The organism is Nocardioides marmoribigeumensis, from assembly GCF_031458325.1.
GTDB lineage: Bacteria > Actinomycetota > Actinomycetes > Propionibacteriales > Nocardioidaceae > Marmoricola_A > Marmoricola_A marmoribigeumensis.
In genome coordinates, this window is the sequence record NZ_JAVDYG010000001.1 from 3,009,686 (window position 1) to 3,025,111 (window position 15,426).

13 protein-coding genes are annotated in these 15,426 nt (G+C 73.5%); 7 read left to right on the top strand and 6 right to left on the bottom strand.

Annotated elements, in window-relative coordinates:
• Position 1 precedes the first annotated feature (1 nt).
• The 3 genes from J2S63_RS14455 (at position 2) to J2S63_RS14465 (ending at position 5,209) form a co-directional block, all read left to right on the top strand.
• Entirely contained in the window at positions 2-1,924 is a 1,923-nt protein-coding gene (locus J2S63_RS14455; RefSeq protein WP_310306711.1) for an APC family permease, read from the top strand.
• An 84-nt stretch (positions 1,925-2,008) separates the two neighbouring features.
• On the top strand, positions 2,009-3,448 hold the full coding sequence (locus J2S63_RS14460; protein WP_310303594.1) for a 13E12 repeat family protein: 1,440 nt from the start codon (positions 2,009-2,011) through the stop codon (positions 3,446-3,448).
• Between the two features lie 147 nt (positions 3,449-3,595).
• The gene (locus J2S63_RS14465; protein WP_310303596.1) at positions 3,596-5,209 is read left to right on the top strand and encodes an AMP-binding protein; all 1,614 of its coding nucleotides are present in this window, start codon (positions 3,596-3,598) and stop codon (positions 5,207-5,209) included.
• Here J2S63_RS14465 and J2S63_RS14470 read toward each other — a convergent pair.
• Positions 5,125-6,018, bottom strand: a complete 894-nt coding sequence (locus J2S63_RS14470; RefSeq protein WP_310303598.1) for a hypothetical protein — start codon at positions 6,016-6,018, stop codon at positions 5,125-5,127. The genes J2S63_RS14465 and J2S63_RS14470 overlap by 85 nt on opposite strands.
• Before the next feature lie 122 nt (positions 6,019-6,140).
• Here J2S63_RS14470 and J2S63_RS14475 point away from each other — a divergent pair, with 122 nt between their 5' ends.
• Positions 6,141-6,752, top strand: a complete 612-nt coding sequence (locus tag J2S63_RS14475; protein ID WP_310303601.1) for an HD domain-containing protein — start codon at positions 6,141-6,143, stop codon at positions 6,750-6,752.
• Here the strand turns inward: J2S63_RS14475 and J2S63_RS14480 are convergent.
• From J2S63_RS14480 to J2S63_RS14490, 3 genes are read right to left on the bottom strand one after another with little or no spacing between them, the layout of a single operon-like run.
• Positions 6,730-7,005, bottom strand: a complete 276-nt coding sequence (locus tag J2S63_RS14480) for a DUF4031 domain-containing protein (protein ID WP_310303603.1) — start codon at positions 7,003-7,005, stop codon at positions 6,730-6,732. The two genes, J2S63_RS14475 and J2S63_RS14480, sit on opposite strands and share 23 nt — an antisense overlap.
• Before the next feature lie 13 nt (positions 7,006-7,018).
• Positions 7,019-8,104 carry a saccharopine dehydrogenase family protein gene (locus J2S63_RS14485; protein WP_310303605.1) on the bottom strand — a complete coding sequence of 362 codons (1,086 nt, stop codon included), beginning with the start codon at positions 8,102-8,104 and terminating at the stop codon, positions 7,019-7,021.
• A 5-nt stretch (positions 8,105-8,109) separates the two neighbouring features.
• Positions 8,110-8,778, bottom strand: coding sequence for a hypothetical protein (locus tag J2S63_RS14490; protein WP_310303607.1), 669 nt, complete (start codon positions 8,776-8,778; stop codon positions 8,110-8,112).
• Positions 8,779-8,829: 51 nt separating this feature from the next.
• Between J2S63_RS14490 and J2S63_RS14495 the strand changes: the two genes are divergently transcribed.
• Both J2S63_RS14495 and J2S63_RS14500 read left to right on the top strand, forming a co-directional pair.
• Complete coding sequence (locus J2S63_RS14495) at positions 8,830-9,888, top strand: calcium-binding protein (protein WP_310303610.1); 1,059 nt, start codon at positions 8,830-8,832, stop codon at positions 9,886-9,888.
• A gap of 47 nt (positions 9,889-9,935) precedes the next feature.
• Entirely contained in the window at positions 9,936-10,799 is an 864-nt protein-coding gene (locus tag J2S63_RS14500; RefSeq protein WP_310303613.1) for an alpha/beta fold hydrolase, read from the top strand.
• A 67-nt stretch (positions 10,800-10,866) separates the two neighbouring features.
• Here the strand turns inward: J2S63_RS14500 and J2S63_RS14505 are convergent, their stop codons facing one another.
• Entirely contained in the window at positions 10,867-11,703 is an 837-nt protein-coding gene (locus tag J2S63_RS14505; protein ID WP_310303615.1) for an HAD family acid phosphatase, read from the bottom strand.
• 193 nt (positions 11,704-11,896) lie between these two features.
• On the opposite strand from J2S63_RS14505, the gene J2S63_RS14510 reads away from it, so the two are divergent.
• Positions 11,897-12,745, top strand: a complete 849-nt coding sequence (locus tag J2S63_RS14510) for a universal stress protein (protein WP_310303618.1) — start codon at positions 11,897-11,899, stop codon at positions 12,743-12,745.
• Positions 12,746-13,188: 443 nt separating this feature from the next.
• On the opposite strand, the gene J2S63_RS14515 is transcribed toward J2S63_RS14510, so the two are convergent.
• Positions 13,189-15,399: an MMPL family transporter gene (locus J2S63_RS14515; protein ID WP_310303620.1), complete on the bottom strand. Its 2,211-nt coding sequence runs from the start codon at positions 15,397-15,399 to the stop codon at positions 13,189-13,191.
• Between the last annotated feature and the right edge of the window lie 27 nt (positions 15,400-15,426).

Here is a 15,426-nt window from a genome sequence, read left to right on the forward strand (position 1 = left end):
GATGTCCAGCACCCGCACCTGGCTGTTCGCCACTCCCGAGGAGGTACGACGGCCGGAGGGGCCCGGCTCCCTCCCCGACGCGGGCGAGGACCGCCACCCGTGGTGGAAGGTGATGTGCCTGACCGGCGTCGACTACTTCTCGACCCTCGGCTACCAGCCGGGCATCGCGGCCCTGGCCGCCGGGGCGCTCGCCCCCGTCGCGACCCTGGTGCTGGTCGCGCTGACCCTGCTCGGAGCCCTGCCGGTCTACCGCCGGGTCGCGCAGGAGAGCCCGCACGGGCAGGGCTCGATCGCGATGCTCGAGCGGCTGCTGCCGTTCTGGCGGGGCAAGCTGTTCGTCCTGTGCCTGCTGGGGTTCGCCGCCACCGACTTCACCATCACGATCACCCTGTCGGCCGCCGACGCCGCCGCCCACGTGGTCGAGAACCCCCACGTGCCGGCGTACCTCCACGGCCAGGAGCTCTGGGTGACCCTCGCGCTGGTCACGCTGCTGGGGGCGGTGTTCCTGCGGGGGTTCGGCGAGGCGATCGGTGTGGCCGTGGCGATGGTGACGGTCTACCTCGCGCTCAACGCGGTCGTCATCGTCGTCGGCCTCGTCCACGTGGCGCAGTCGCCGTCGGTGATCGGCGACTGGAAGGACGCGATGCTCACCGAGCACGGCGACCCGGTGATGATCCTCGTGGTCGCGCTGCTGGTCTTCCCCAAGCTCGCGCTGGGCATGTCGGGGTTCGAGACGGGCGTCGCGGTCATGACCCACGTGGAGGGCGACCCGGGCGAGCCGGAGGAGCTGCCGGTCGGGCGGGTCCGCCACACGCAACGCCTGCTGGCCACCGCCGCGGTGCTGATGAGCGTCTACCTCGTGGCCAGCAGCCTGGTGACGACGTGGCTCATCCCCGCCAGGGAGTTCGAGGACGGCGGAGCGGCGTCCGGCCGCGCGCTGGCCTACCTCGCCCACGGCTACCTCGGCGACGTCTTCGGGAGCGTCTACGACCTGTCCACGATCGCGATCCTGTGGTTCGCCGGGGCCTCGGCGATGGCCGGGCTGCTCAACCTGGTGCCGCGCTACCTGCCGCGCTACGGGATGGCGCCGGAGTGGACCTCCGCCGTGCGCCCGCTGGTGCTGGTGATCACCGCGATCGCGGTCGTCGTGACGTGGGTGTTCGACGCCGACGTCAACGCCCAGGGGGGCGCCTACGCCACGGGGGTGCTGGTGCTGTTCAGCTCGGCGGGGGTCGCGGTGACGCTGGCCGCGCGGAGGGCCGGGCAGGCCCGGCTGGCCGCGGCCTTCGCGGTGATCACGCTGGTGTTCGTCTACACGACCGTGGCCAACGTCGTCGAGCGTCCCGACGGGGTGAAGATCGCCGGCCTCTTCATCCTGGCGATCGTGACCGTCTCGCTGGTCTCACGCCTGCGGCGGGCCTTCGAGCTGCGCACCACCAGCGTGGTCCTGGACGCGCGGGCGGAGGTGTTCGTGCGGGACTGCGCGCGGCGCACGATCCGGTTCGTGGCCAACGAGCCGGACCTGCGCGACCAGGGGGAGTACCGCGCGAAGGCGCACCAGATCATCGAGGACAACGACCTGCCCGCCAACGCCGACGTGATCTTCGTGGCGGTGACGGTCACCGACCCCTCGGACTTCGAGTCGGTGGTCGAGGCGCGCGGGCACGTGCTGCACGGGAAGTACCGCGTGATCACGCTCGAGGCGTCCTCGGTGCCCAACGGCCTGGCGGCGCTCCTGCTGCACGTGCGCGACCTGACCGGCGTGCGACCGCACGTCTACTTCGAGTGGACCGAGGGCAACCCGGTGCCCCAGCTGCTGCGGTTCCTGATGTTCGGTGCCGGCGAGATCGCGCCCGTGACCCGCGAGGTGCTGCGCCGGGCCGTCCCCGACCCCGCCGACCGGCCGCGCGTCCACGTCGGCTGAGGCCGACAGGGTCCTGCTCGACGGAGCCAGGAGAGTCCTGGCGGCGGAACCGGAAATGTCGGTGGCCGCTGGTGTGATGGCTTCATGACCGCAGCAGCCGCCACCGACCTGGGCCCCGAGTGGGTGCAGGCGTCCCTGGCTGCCGACGAGACCTCTCGTGACGCGCGGTCCACGCTGCGGCGGGGCCTGCTGGACCGGGTCGCCCAGCGCCGGGCCGACATCCGCGCGGCTGAGGCCGACGAGCTCGTCGCGGTCACCGAGTGGGCCGACCTGCACCGCACCGATGCCGCTGATCACCTGCTGAGCGTCGCGGCGGGGATGCTCCCGGCTCCGCGACTCGCCGCCTGGGCCACCTGCCCGGTCGACATGTCGGGGGTCCCGGTCGACGAGTACGCCCTGGCCGAGCTCGCCACCACCCTCCAGGTCCCCGACACCTGCGCCCGCGAGCTGGTCGAGGACGCCTTGGAGCTGCGCGAGCGCCTCCCCCGGTCGTGGGCGCGGGTCATCGCTCTCGCGGTCCCGGTGTGGAAGGCCCGCCTCCTGGCCCGCCGCACCCGCACCCTGTCCCCGGAGGCCGCCGAGCACGTCGACCGGCACCTGGCCGCCCACCTGCACAAGCTGTCGACCACCCGGATCAAGGCCGCCGTCGACGCCGCGGTCCTGCGCTTCGACCCCGACCGTGCCCAGGCCGAGGCCGACCAGGCCGGCGAGAGCCGCGGCGTGTGGTTCGAGTTCGAGCCCGGCTCCCTCGAGCAGAGCACCGGCACCGGTGGCACCGCGCGCTTCGGTGGCGTGGCCGACACCCCCGACGTCCTGGCCTTCAAGGACGCCCTCACCACCAAGGCCGCCGAGCTGGAGGTCCTGGGCGATGAGTCGTCGGAGCAGGTCCGCATGGCCAAGGCGGTCGGGATCATCGCCGACCCGCAGTACTCCCTCGACCTCAGCGCCGCCGCCCACGACGCCCTCGAGACGCAGGGCGACGGCGATCGCCGACCCCCGAAGCGGCGCGGTCCGCTCGGCCTCGAGCGCCCGATCCACATCCACCTCCACACCAGCACCGAGACCGCCCGGGTCCAGACCTCCGGCCTGCCCTGGGCCGCGTCCCCGGTCTCCACGACCGCGATCGAACGCTGGATCTCCGAGCTCGCCCCCGGGGTGAGGGTCAAGGTCACCCCGGTGGTCAACCTCAACGACCACCACGCCGTCGACGAGCACGAGGCCCCCGCCCACATCAAGGACAGGGTCGACCTGCGCGACCACCTCTGCGTCTTCCCCTTCTGCAACCGACGGGTCCGCGCAGACCGCGACCACATCGACCCCTTTGTGCCCATCGACGACGGCGGACCACCCGGCCAGACCGGCGACCTCACCCTCGCCCGCCTCTGTCGCTACCACCATCGCGTGAAGACCCACGGCGGCTGGCGATATCGACGACTCACCCACGATCCCGGCGCCTACCAGTGGGTCTCACCCCTGGGTGACCACTACCTCGTCGACGGCACCGGCACCACACCCCTCACCTGACCCAGCTGTTCGCCCGACCTCGAGTGGATCGGGCGTTCGGCTGCGCCCTCACGGCCCGCCGCTCGGTGTGTGCCGGTTGGAAAGGCACTGAGAAGGCGGACTGCTGAGGCGCTGGACGCCCGTCGGGGTCTCGGTGAGGATGACCGGATGCCGCGCCCCCTCAACCTCGCCGACGTCCTCGAGGCGATCGCCGACGCCGTGCCGGACCGCCCCGCGGTCGTGACGCTCGACCGCACCTGGACCTACCGCGAGGTCGACGAGCGGGCCACCCGCCTGGCCGACCACCTGCGGGGCCTCGGCGTGCGGCCGGGCGACCACGTCGCGGTCCACTCGGCCAACCGGATCGAGTGGGTCGAGGCGTTCTACGGCTGCTTCAAGGCGCGGGCGGTGCCGATCAACGTCAACTACAAGTACCTCCGCGACGAGCTCGCCCACGTCTACGGCGACGCCGGCTGCGTCGCGGCGGTGGTCGCGCCCGAGCACGCCGAGGACGTCCGCGCGGTCGCACCGCCGGCGCTGCGGCACCTGCTCGTCCTGGGGGAGGAGTACGACGCCGCGCTGGCCGCCGCGTCCCCCGAGCGGCCGGCGGACCCCGGCCGCAGCGAGGACGACCACTACACGCTCTACACCGGCGGCACGACCGGCAAGCCCAAGGGCGTGGTGTGGCGCCACGCCGACATCATCCGGGCGGCGCTCAACGCCAGCCGCCTCGGCGCCCCGATCGAGAGCGTGGAGCAGCTGGCCACCGAGGCCGCCGCCAACCAGAGCCCGATGGTGCTGCTCGCCTGCGGGCCGATGATGCACGGCGGCAGCCAGTGGATCCTCGGCAACGCCCACGTCTCCGGCTCGACGGTCGCGTTCTACGACCGCCCGAGCTTCGACCCCGAGACGATCCTCGACCTGGTGCAGCACGCCCGCGTGGTCTCGCTGACCTTCCTCGGCGACGCGATGGGCCGGCCGGTGGCGGAGGCGATCCTCGCCGAGCCCGACCGCTGGGACCTCTCCTCCCTGGTCGCCGTGTCCAACGGTGCGGCCCCGTTGTCCGACGGTGTGCGGGAGGAGATCCGCCGGGCGCTGCCGGGTCGCTTCATCCTCGACACCTACGGCTCCTCGGAGTCCGGGGCGACCGCCTCACGCGTCGACGACGGGTCGGAGGGCCCCGTCGGAGCGCCGCGCTTCAACCCCTCGCCCGACGTCGAGGTCTTCGACCACGAGCTGCGGCCCTGCCCCGTGGGGGTCGACGGGATGCTCGCCCGCAGCGGCCCGATGCCCCTGGGCTACCACAACGACCCGGCCAGGACCGCGGCCACGTTCAAGGAGGTCGACGGCCGGCGGTGGTCGATCCCGGGCGACGTCGCCCGCCGCGAGGAGGACGGCTCGATCACCGTGCTGGGCCGCGGCTCGGTGTGCATCAACACCGGCGGCGAGAAGGTCCACCCCGAGGAGGTCGAGGCCGTCCTGCTGCGGCACGACGACGTCTTCGACGCGGTGGTCGTCGGCACCCCGCACGAGCGGTGGGGCCAGCAGGTCACCGCCCTCGTGCAGCGCCGCGAGGGCTCCGCCGTGGACGATGAGCAGCTCCGGACCCATGTGCGGACGCTGCTCTCGTCGTACAAGGTGCCCAAGGAGGTGCGCTTCGTCGACCAGGTCCCGCGCACCGCGGTGAGCAAGGTCGACTACGCCGCCAGCCGCGAGCTGGCGCTCGAGCTGCTGGACCGACCGGAGGCCGGGCGCAGCAGCGCCCACCCCGCCACGAGGTAGGCCAGCACCACGACCGGCTCGGCGGCGTCGGACGACACCGCGCCCTCGACGCCGGCCGCGACCTGCATCGGCATCGCGACGAGGTAGTCGACCTGGTGGACCAGTCCGGAGAGGACCGAGACGACCGTCAGCACGCGACCCCAGGCGGCGCCCCGCCACAGCAGGACGCCCGAGGCGAGGTAGAGGGGCACCAGCAGCAGGAGGTCGAGCGCCATGCCGAGCCGCACGACCGTCACCGTCTCGACGAGCCGGCTCCCGACGGGCACCGTGCCGTCGACCGCCTGCACCACCGCCGCGACGACCCACATGGCACCGAGCCCGACGGCCAGCGCGACCAGGAGGCCGGCCGCGAGACGCGGGTGCCGGGCCTCACCGACCCGCAGCGCGCTCCGGGCCGGGTCGGAGGGATCGGCGAGAGCGGCGACGTGCAGGCCCAGGGCGACGAGCGCGGTGCCGAGGACCGCGACGTGCAGGAGGAACAGGTCGTTGAAGCCGGTCCCGAAGACGTAGAACGCCGAGGTGTAGACGAGGCTCGCGACCACGGCGACCTCGACCAGGCGCGCGCCCGCCGAGCCGCGTGCCGAGCGCCACGCCGCGACCAGGAGGGCGACCGACAGGGGGACCCCGACGAGGTCCCACGCGCGGAGGGTCTCGGCCGTCGCCGCCGGCCCGGTGTAGACGTCCGGCACGATCAGCCCGAGCAGGGCGGCGGCTCCGACGAGCACCGCGAGACCACAGGTGACGCGGTCCGCGAGCAGGCTGGTGGTCCTCGACAGGGTCGGGGGCCGGTCGACGGTGGTGGCGGTCATGACGCCCTCCTGCGGGCGGACTGCCGTCGTCCTTCGAGCGGAGCACCGCCCTCACTCCGACCGTACGCCGGAGCGCGCGGCACGGCGCTCGGCGCTGCGGTCTTGTGCGTCACACTGCGGAGGTGGACCTGGTCGACCGGTGGCCGCTGCCCGCGGGGACGGACGAGCGCGACGCCCTGCTCGCGGCGTACGCCGACCCGGCGCGCGGCTACCACGACACCCGTCACCTGACCGAGGTGCTCGACCGGCTCGACGAGCTGGCGGACGCGGGGGAGCCCTTCGACCGGCGCACGGTCGCCCTCGCCGCGTGGTTCCACGACGGGGTGCACGACGGTGCTCCGGACGACGAGGAGCGCTCGGCGGCGTGGGCCGAGGACGCGCTGCGCGGGCTGGTGCCGGACGACGTCGTGGCCGACGTGGCCCGGCTGGTGCGGATGACCGCCGAGCACCGCCCCGACGACGCCGACGCCGACGGGTGCGCGCTGTCCGACGCCGACCTGGCGATCCTGGCGGCTGACGAGGCCCGCTACGCCGACTACGTCGCGACCGTGCGGCAGGAGTACGCCCAGGTGCCCGACGCGGCGTTCCGGTCCGGTCGCGCGACGGTCCTGCAGGCGCTGGCCGACAAGCCGCACCTGTTCCACACCTCCCACGCGCGGGCGCACTGGGAGCCGGCCGCACGGGCCAACCTGGCGGTCGAGCTCCGGGCGCTCAGTCCGGGTGGTCCGACATAGCGCGCTTGTGACGTCGCAGCCCGGCCGCCCGCAGCCGCGAGACCAGCTCGCGCGAGGACACCGGGTGCGCGCCCGCGGCGACCACCGCGTCGTACCACTCCTGCGGCACGTCGTAGTGGTCGCGGTCGAACCCGCGCTCCGGGATGTCGAGGGCGCGCGCGAACGCGTGCAGCTCGTCGTACGACGTGTCGCTGGCCAGGTGCGACCACAGCCGTCCCCGCCACGGCACGCGTGGCGGGTCGATGAGGATCACGCGGCCAGGGTATTCAGACGCGCCGGAGCCCGGCCTCCGCGCAGCCCTCGGCCAGCGCGTCGAGGCCGAAGGCCTCGACGGGGCCGCGGGCGCCGGTCGCCTTGAGCCCGCCCTCGGCGGCGGTCGTCGCGCCCCAGGCCAGGATCTCGGCGGTGAAGTCGTAGGGGTCGGTGCCGCGCAGGTGCGACCGGCCGACGACGCGGCCGTCACGGCTCGCCTCGCCGACCACCTCGACGCCGGTGCGCGACCGCTGCTCCTCGCTGGGTCCGCCGGTCGAGCCCTTGACCAGCCGGTCGGCCAGCCCGCTCGCCACCGCGCGCAGGGGGGCGATGCGCCGCACGGGCGTCATCGCCAGCCCGGAGAGGGCGAACGCGCGCGCGGCCCGCGACGGGACGGCGAGGAAGACGCCGACGTCGCGCAGCCCGGCGTACGACGCGGGGAGGCCGAGCTGCTCGGTGCCGGAGACCGAGATGCCGCTCACCGCGCGACCGGAGACCTCGAAGCGACGCACCTGCGACCCGGGGCGCACGGCGCGCAGCCGGCCGCCGCTGAAGGCGTAGCCGTCCTCGAGCATGACGCCGACGACCGAGGCGCGGGTGCCGCCCGAGGTGCCGAAGTCGCGGACGAGGTAGCAGACGTCCACCCCGGTCGCGTCCGGTGCGTCCTCGAGGGCCAGCGCGCCGGCGAGGTTGCCGGGCACGAAGTCGTAGCCGAACCCGGTGAGCAGCGTCGCGCCGTTGCGCTCCGCGACCGGGCCGTGCTGCTCGAAGACCGAGCGGATGAAGGGCCCCTCGCCGGTCGAGTCGAGGTAGTGCGCGCCCACCTCGGCCGCCGCCGAGACCGCCGCCTGCCCGAGCTTCAGGAACGGGCCGACCGTCGAGACGAGCACGTCGCCGGGCTGCAGGAGCGCGCGGACGGCCGCCGGGTCGGTGGCGTCGGCGACCGCGGTCTCGGTGTCGCCGAACTGCTTGGCCAGGCGGGCGAGGGCCGCGCCGTTGCGCCCGGCGAGCACGGTCGTGGCGCCGCGCCTGGCAAGGGCGCGCGCGGTCAGCTCGCCGGTGTAGCCGGTGGCTCCGAACAGGACGATGCGAGAGGTCACGGAGCTCATTCTGGTCGGCCGCTGCTCCGCCGCGCGACGAGGTACGACGGGCGGCGCAGCCGCCGCACCCAGTCGTAGTTGTCGAGCCCGGGCAGCGGGTGCTCGACCGGGTCGAACGAGACCGGCTCGTCGTCCCCCGGCTCCTCGTCGAGCGTGAGCCGACCGAACACCGTCCAGTCGCCGGTCGGCCGCGCCCAGGCCAGCTCGTAGTGCTCGTCGCTCGTGCGCCGCGCCCCGAGGACGACCGGTCCCGTGGCGGAGCGGTAGGGCAGCAGCGAGGTGAAGACGCGCTGGTGTCCCTCCCGGTGCCAGGTGAGCAGGAAGCGGGTGGGCACCGCCTGACCGGTCGTGGCGAGCAGGAGGTCCGAGGGCCGCCCGTCCCGGGCCCCGGGGACCCGCAGGGCCAGCCCGAAGATGTCGGGCAGCGGGCGCGGCAGCCCGACCGCGCGCGAGAGGCGCACGAGCACCTCGTCCTCGCCGGCCTCGTCGAGCCAGGGCACGCCGCTGGGCTCGGCACCGCCGTGCCGGGTCAGCAGCCCGCGGAGCACGGTGCCGCGGGGGTGGAACGGCTTGGCGGCGGGACGCACGGCCGCCAGTGCACGGACGACGGTGGCCAGGGCCGTGCCGCCGGCGTCGGCGGAGGTCTCGGCGAGGGTGTCGGGGTCGGGGCTCATGGCCCCGGCGTACCCGCCCGCCCGCGGGAGCATGTGCCTGGGACCGCTTGCGTGACGTTCGCCCCGTCCGACTCGATACGAGGGCCTCTTGTGGTCACCGGGCGGACCCGCTTCGTTCGTGATGGACGGGAAAGCAAAGGAGGGGTTGCGATGTCCCACTCACGCATGCTGGTCGCAGGGGCAGCTCTCGTCGTGCTCAGCTCGGCGTGGACCACGCCCGCCCTGGCCAGGACGATCGTCGGCACCGACGGTGACGACGTGCTCCACGGGAGTGCCGGCAACGACGCCATCCGGGGCCGCGCCGGCGATGACCGGATCCGGTCGGGGGCGGGCCGAGACAGGGTCTACGCGGGGCTCGGCGACGACCTGATCTGGACAGGCCGGGGCATCGACCGACCGCGGGGCGGGCCGGGCGACGACGTCATTCGGTCAGGGCCCGGCACGGACGTCGTCGAGGGCGGTCTGGGCAGCGACCACATCGCGACCGGCGGTGGAGCGGACTACGTCGACGCGGACCCCATCTCCTACGGGCCACCGTACGAGCGACCTCTGGACGGCGACGACGTGGTCTTCACCGGCGACGGACCCGACACCGTCCGGCTCTTCACGGGGACCAACATGGCCCACCTGGGCGCCGGGAACGACCGTTTCTCCAACGCGTTCTATCCCTCGGACGACACCGTCTATCTCGGGCCTGGCAACGACACGGCCGAGAGCGAGGGGAACGGCGCCCTCACGGTGTTCGGCGGGGCAGGGCGCGACGGGCTGCGCGCCTGCGGTGGCCTGCTCAACGTCGACTTCTTCGGCGGCAGCGGAGCGGACCGGTTCTGGATGGAGTGCAACCTCGGGAAGGTGCGAGTGGACGGCGGCCCCGGTCCGGACCAGTTGAGCCTGGACGCGGTCTCCGCTGACGACGAGGTCATCGGCGGCGACGGTGACGACGTGATCAGGTACTACCAGAACTACGACGACAGGGACCCGAGCGGCGCCCCGCTCGTCGACTGCGGGCCGGGCTCCGACTCGCTCACGATCGTCGACCTCGGCACTCCGGCGACGACCCCACGGCTGAGTGGCTGTGAGACCGTCACCGTCACCGGCCCGTCCACCTGAGCAGCATCCGGCAACGGGTCCACCGGGTCCGGTGGCACGATCGGGGGATGACGTTCACCACCGGCACGTTCACCTCACCGACCGACGGGCTCGCGCTCGCGACGTACACCTGGGCCCCCGGCGACACCGTGGGCTCCCCGCGCGCCGTCGTCCAGCTCGCGCACGGGCTCGCGGAGCACGCCGCGCGCTACGACCGCCTCGCGACCGCCCTCAACCAGGCGGGCTTCGTCGTCCAGGGGATCGACCACCGGGGCCACGGCCGGTCGATCCACGCGGCCCCCGGCGACTTCGGCGAGGCGGGCTTCGACGGCCTGATCGCCGACGTCGCGGCGTACGGCGCGTCGCTGCGCTCCGAGCTGCCGCTGTTCCTGCTGGGCCACTCCATGGGCTCCTTCGCCGCCCAAGCGGTCGTGATCGACCACTCCGACCAGTACGCCGGCCTGGTGCTGTCCGGCTCGACGGCGCTCGACGTGCTCGCCGCGGGGATGGCCGACCAGCCGGACGACGCGCCCGCCGGGCTGGAGGCGTTCAACGCCGGGTTCGAGCACCGCACCGGCTACGAGTGGCTCTCGCGCGACGAGGCGGAGGTCGACCTCTACGTCGCCGACCCGCTGTGCGGCTTCGACCTGCCCGAGTCCACGGTGCCCTCGCTGTTCGCCCCCGCGGCCCGGCTCGCCTCGCCCGACGGCGTCCGCCCCGACCTGCCGATCCTCATCGCCTCCGGCACCGCCGACCCGCTCGCCGGCGGCGGGCAGCTGGTCGAGCTGCTCGGGCAGCGCTACCGCGACGCCGGGGTCACCGACGTGACCGTGCGGACCTACCCCGACGCCCGCCACGAGATCTTCAACGAGACCAACCGCGACGAGGTGACCGCGGACGTGGTGGCGTGGCTGGTCGCGCACGTGCAGTGACCCCCCGGCCCGTACCCGCCCCCGCCGGCGGGGGGTACGGCGGAGCACGCGCGGCGGGGGCGCCCGGTCAGGGCAGGTAGTACATCGGGTTGGGCACGCGGAAGGTCCGGTCGGCGAAGCCGCCGGTGAAGTCGCTGGGCTGGTCGCCGAAGTTCGCGACGACGTCGTAGCCGAGGTCCTTCTCGAGGTGCTCGCGGGTCAGCGCCTTGTACTGCGCGGAGGAGCACGTCGGGGCGCAGCTGCTCAGCCAGGGCAGGGTCTGGTCCTTGAGGAACAGGTGGTCGGCGGCCGGGCCGGCATAGCCGGCGCCGGTGAGGTTGGCCTGCGTGCCCGGGCGCTGGTTCTCCGGGCGGCCGGTGAGGAAGAACAGCTCGTAGCCCTGCGCCGCGGCGGCCTGGGTGAGCTGCGGCATCGTCGGCACGGCGGGGAAGACGCCGGCGTTGACGAACGCGGCGTTCACCGTCGGGTCGTAGGCGAAGTTGCTGTAGACCTCGTAGTTGTAGGTGGTCAGCGTCGTGTCGTCGATGTCGAGGATGATCGCCGGCCTGCCCTCGAGGTGCTGGGGCTGGGCGACGCGGCGGGCGAGGTACTTCCCGGCCTCGGCGGTGAGGTCGCCGACCTCCTGGGCGTAGGCGCTGTCGGGGGCGAAGGTGTGCAGCTTCACGTCCTTGCCGTCGCCGGCGTAGGGGTCGACCTGGTCGGTCGGGGTGTCGCCGTAGTAGCCCTTGATCGCGGTGCGGACCTGGTCGATGTTCTGGATCTGGTCGACGCTGGTCGGGTGCTCCGGCGGGGCGGGGGCCGGCCGGAGCCCGCCGGGGGCGGCGGAGCTGGTGGCGACCAGGCCGAGGCTGGCGCCGAGGGCGAGGGTGGCGACCGACGTGCTGAGGGTGGTGCGCAGCTTCACGGGCAGGGACCTTCCGAGACAGGTGGGGCGGGGGGAGCCGAGCCAACCTCACACACGCCGCTGGACGGGGGCAAGACACGGTTCGGCAACGATCCCGGGCGGCCGACGGGTGTGACCCACCAGACGTCCTGCGCGCGGCGATTAGGGCCGAAAGACCACTGATCTGCGCCCACCCGAGGAGGAGGCTGAGGGCATGAGGAGCACATCACGAAAGATCGTGGTCGGGTACGACGGCTCCGACCTCGCCGACCTCGCCCTGCGCTGGGCGGTGGACACCGCTGCCCTGAGACACGACCCGGTGGAGGTCCTGGTGGCCGCCGCCCTGCCCTCGACCCTGGCCGCCTGGACCCCGGTCGACAGCTCCTACCTCGACGGCATGCGCCAGGTCCTCGACGCCGCCGAGAAGCGCGTCAGCGACCTCGGGTACGCCGAGGCCGAGGCCCGGCTCGTCGAGTCCGACGCGGTCACGCTGCTCACCGACGCCACCGCCGACGCGGCGGCCGTGGTGGTCGGCGCGACCGGGCACGGCCGTCTGGCCGGTGGGCTCATCGGCTCGGTCAGCCGCCACCTCGCGACCTACGCGACCGGGCCGGTCGTCGTCGTACGCCCGCAGGCCTCGAAGCACGCCACCCGGGTGGTCGTCGGCGTCGACGCCGGACCCTCGAGCGTGGCCGCGCTGCGCTACGCGCTCGAGCGTGCCGACCTGATGGGCGTCCCGCTGACCGTGGTGAACGCCTTCGACGCCGACCTGCCGCACGGCGGCGAGCTCGCGCTGCCCTCGCGGATGCGCGTGGACAGCGCCGACGCCGACCGGGCCCTGTCCGAGGCGCTCGCCGGTGTCGAGGAGGACTTCCCCGACGTCGAGGTCACCCGCGAGACGGTCCCGCTGCGCGCCGAGCGCGTCCTGGTCGACGCCTCGGAGTCCGCGAGCCTGGTCGTCGTTGGTGCCCGCGGCCGCAACGTCTTCGCCCGGATGCTGCTCGGCTCAGTCAGCCAGCACGTGCTCCAGCACGCGCACTGCCCGGTCGCGATCGTCCGGTGACCGATCTCGACGTTCAGGCCCAGCCGGCCCCCCTCCTGGGGCCGGTCGGCCCTGTCCGGGGGCAGCGCCTGGTTCGCTACCTTCGTGGCGTCCGATCTCGGGGTTCAGCCCAGCCTTCGGGAGTGCCTGTGACCAGACCGATCGACGACGTGCCCACCTCCGCCGGCCGCTGGCGCTACCGCAGCGCGCTCGACGTGGCCCGGGAGATGGCGGGCGCGGCGGCATTGGCATCGTGTCCGGAGCGGGACTCCCGGGGGCGCTGCCGCGTCGACCGCACCCTCTGCCTCCCGCACCGCGGTTGCCGCGCCGGGAGCGAGGGAGTCGAGGACGTGCGCTGCTGACCGGACCTGCGAGGAGGGGCCACCTCGGCCCTGGGGTCGTCAACTGCCGGGAGGTCCCGGGGCCGTCACGCACTGGCCCCGAGGCCCCTCCTCGCTCGACTCTCAGACGGTGACGCGCTCCTGCTCGGGCGCGTGCGGGGCGTGCCCCTCGCGGAAGCCGTGGCGCTCCCACCAGCGGGCCATCGGTGCCGGCGCCCACCAGTTCCAGCCGCCGAGCAGCTTCATTGTCGCGGGGACAAGAAGTGCGCGTACGACGGTCGCGTCGATCAGCAGCGCGACCAGCATCCCGATGCCGAGCATCTTGATGAAGACGATGCCGCTGAGCCCGAAGGCGCCGATCACGACGCCGAGCAGGAGGGCGGCGCTGGTGATGATGCGACCGGTCTTCTGCACCCCGGTCGCGACCGCGAGCTCGTTGCGCTCGCCCGCGGCCATCGCCGAGCCCTTGGTGGCGTCCCACTGCTCACGCACCCGGGACAGCAGGAAGACCTCGTAGTCCATCGAGAGCCCGAAGAGGATCGCCAGCATCACGATCGGGTTCGTCGCGTCCAGGAAGCCCTGCGGGGTGAAGTCGAGCGCGTCGGCGAGGTGGCCGTCGCTGAAGATCCACGTGACGACACCGAAGGACGCGGTGATCGAGAAGCTGTTCATCACCACGGCCTTGATCGGCAGCACGACGGACCCGAACGCCAGGAACAGCAGGACGAGCATCACCGCCACGACGATCAGCGCCATCCACGGCAGGTGCGACCGGACCGAGGAGAGCAGGTCCACCGTGTCGGCGGTGAGACCGCCGACCAGCACCTCGCCGTCGGCGGGGCGGACCTGCCGGAGGTCCTTGACGACCGCCTGCGAGTGCTCGGACTGGCTGTTGCCCTCCCAGGACGCGCGCAGCAGGGTCACCCCGTCGGCACCGCCCTCGCGGGCGACCGGGAGGACCTGCATGGTCGGGTCGACCTGCTCCACGGCCCGGGAGTACGACGTCACCGTGGCCTGGTCGGCCCCGCGCAGCACGAGGCTCGCGCCGGAGCGCTCGGGCCCGAACTCCTCGCTGAGCAGGGCAGCCGCCCGGTGCGCGGGGGCGTCGTCGGGCAGCACGCGGTAGTCGACGCTGCCCCACCGCACCCCGAGGAACGGCGAGGCGATGGCGAGCAGCGCGATCACGACCGTCGCGGCCACGACCACCGGGCGACGCATCACCCCGCGGGCCAGCGCGTGCCAGCGACCGCGAGCGTCCTCGACCGCCACCGCGCGACCGCGTCGCCAGGGCAGGCGGCCGGCGTCCACGCGGTGGCCGAGCACCTTGAGCAGCGCGGGGAGGATCGTCAGCGCGGCGGCCATCGCCACGAGCACCGCGGCCATTCCGCCGAGGCCCATGCTGCGGATGAACGACTGCGGGAAGATCAGCAGGCTCGCCAGCGCGGCCGCGACCGTGAGGCCGGAGAACAGCACGGTCCGCCCGGCGGTCGCCAGCGTCCGCTCGATCGCTTCTGCAGCCGCATCGGTGCTCGATCCTGTCGAGACCACCGCCAGCTCCTCCCGGAACCGGCTGATCACGAAGAGCGCGTAGTCGATCGCCAGGCCGATGCCCAGCAGCGAGATCACGTTGACCGAGAACACCGAGACCTCGGTGACCTGGGCGATCAGCCGCACGATCGCCAGGGCGCCGACCATCGCGACGGTGCCGACCAGCGCGGGCATCGAGGCCGCGACGAGGCTGCCGAAGATCAGCAGGGCCAGCAGGATGACCACCGGCATGGAGATCAGCTCCGCGCGCTCGAGGTCCTCCGAGGTCAGCCGGTTCACGTCGTCGTACACCGCGAAGGAGCCGGTGACGTCGGTGGTCAGGCCGTCCGCCGCCTGCAGGTGGGGCGAGATCCGGTCGTAGTTGGTGAGGTAGTCGTCCTGCGAGTGGCCGGCCAGGGAGATCAGCACCTGCGCGTGGTGCCCGTCCTGGCTCACCAGCGAGGGCGCGATCGCGCGCGGGGCGGCGTAGTAGGGCACGACGTGGGCGACCGTGCCGGCCGGGAGCGCGTCGACCACGTCGGCGACCGCGCGGCGGAAGGCCGGGTCCTGGGCGGTGAGGTCGTCGCTGGAGTAGATCGCGACGACGTCGGCGCTCTGGTTGCCGAAGGTGTCCTGCTCCAGCCGCAGCGCCCGCGCGGCCTCGGAGTCCGGGTCGTCGAAGCCGCCCTGGGAGAGCGACCCGAACACGCCGGCGCCGTACACCGCGGCGAGGACGGTGACGAGCAGGCCGAGCAGGAGGACGGTGCGCGCACGGCGGGCGACGAGGCGGGCCCAGCGATCGATCATGGGAGGCTCCAGTGAACATGTCCAACT

What these genes read in the sequence shown, in the direction of transcription:
- J2S63_RS14455 (WP_310306711.1), top strand. Translation starts at nt 2, where the DNA reads ATGTCCAGCACCCGCACCTGGCTGTTCGCCACTCCCGAGGAGGTACGA.
- J2S63_RS14460 (WP_310303594.1), top strand. Translation starts at nt 2,009, where the DNA reads ATGACCGCAGCAGCCGCCACCGACCTGGGCCCCGAGTGGGTGCAGGCG.
- J2S63_RS14465 (WP_310303596.1), top strand. Translation starts at nt 3,596, where the DNA reads ATGCCGCGCCCCCTCAACCTCGCCGACGTCCTCGAGGCGATCGCCGAC.
- J2S63_RS14470 (WP_310303598.1), bottom strand. Translation starts at nt 6,018, where the DNA reads ATGACCGCCACCACCGTCGACCGGCCCCCGACCCTGTCGAGGACCACC.
- J2S63_RS14490 (WP_310303607.1), bottom strand. Translation starts at nt 8,778, where the DNA reads ATGAGCCCCGACCCCGACACCCTCGCCGAGACCTCCGCCGACGCCGGC.
- J2S63_RS14500 (WP_310303613.1), top strand. Translation starts at nt 9,936, where the DNA reads ATGACGTTCACCACCGGCACGTTCACCTCACCGACCGACGGGCTCGCG.
- J2S63_RS14510 (WP_310303618.1), top strand. Translation starts at nt 11,897, where the DNA reads ATGAGGAGCACATCACGAAAGATCGTGGTCGGGTACGACGGCTCCGAC.
- J2S63_RS14515 (WP_310303620.1), bottom strand. Translation starts at nt 15,399, where the DNA reads ATGATCGATCGCTGGGCCCGCCTCGTCGCCCGCCGTGCGCGCACCGTC.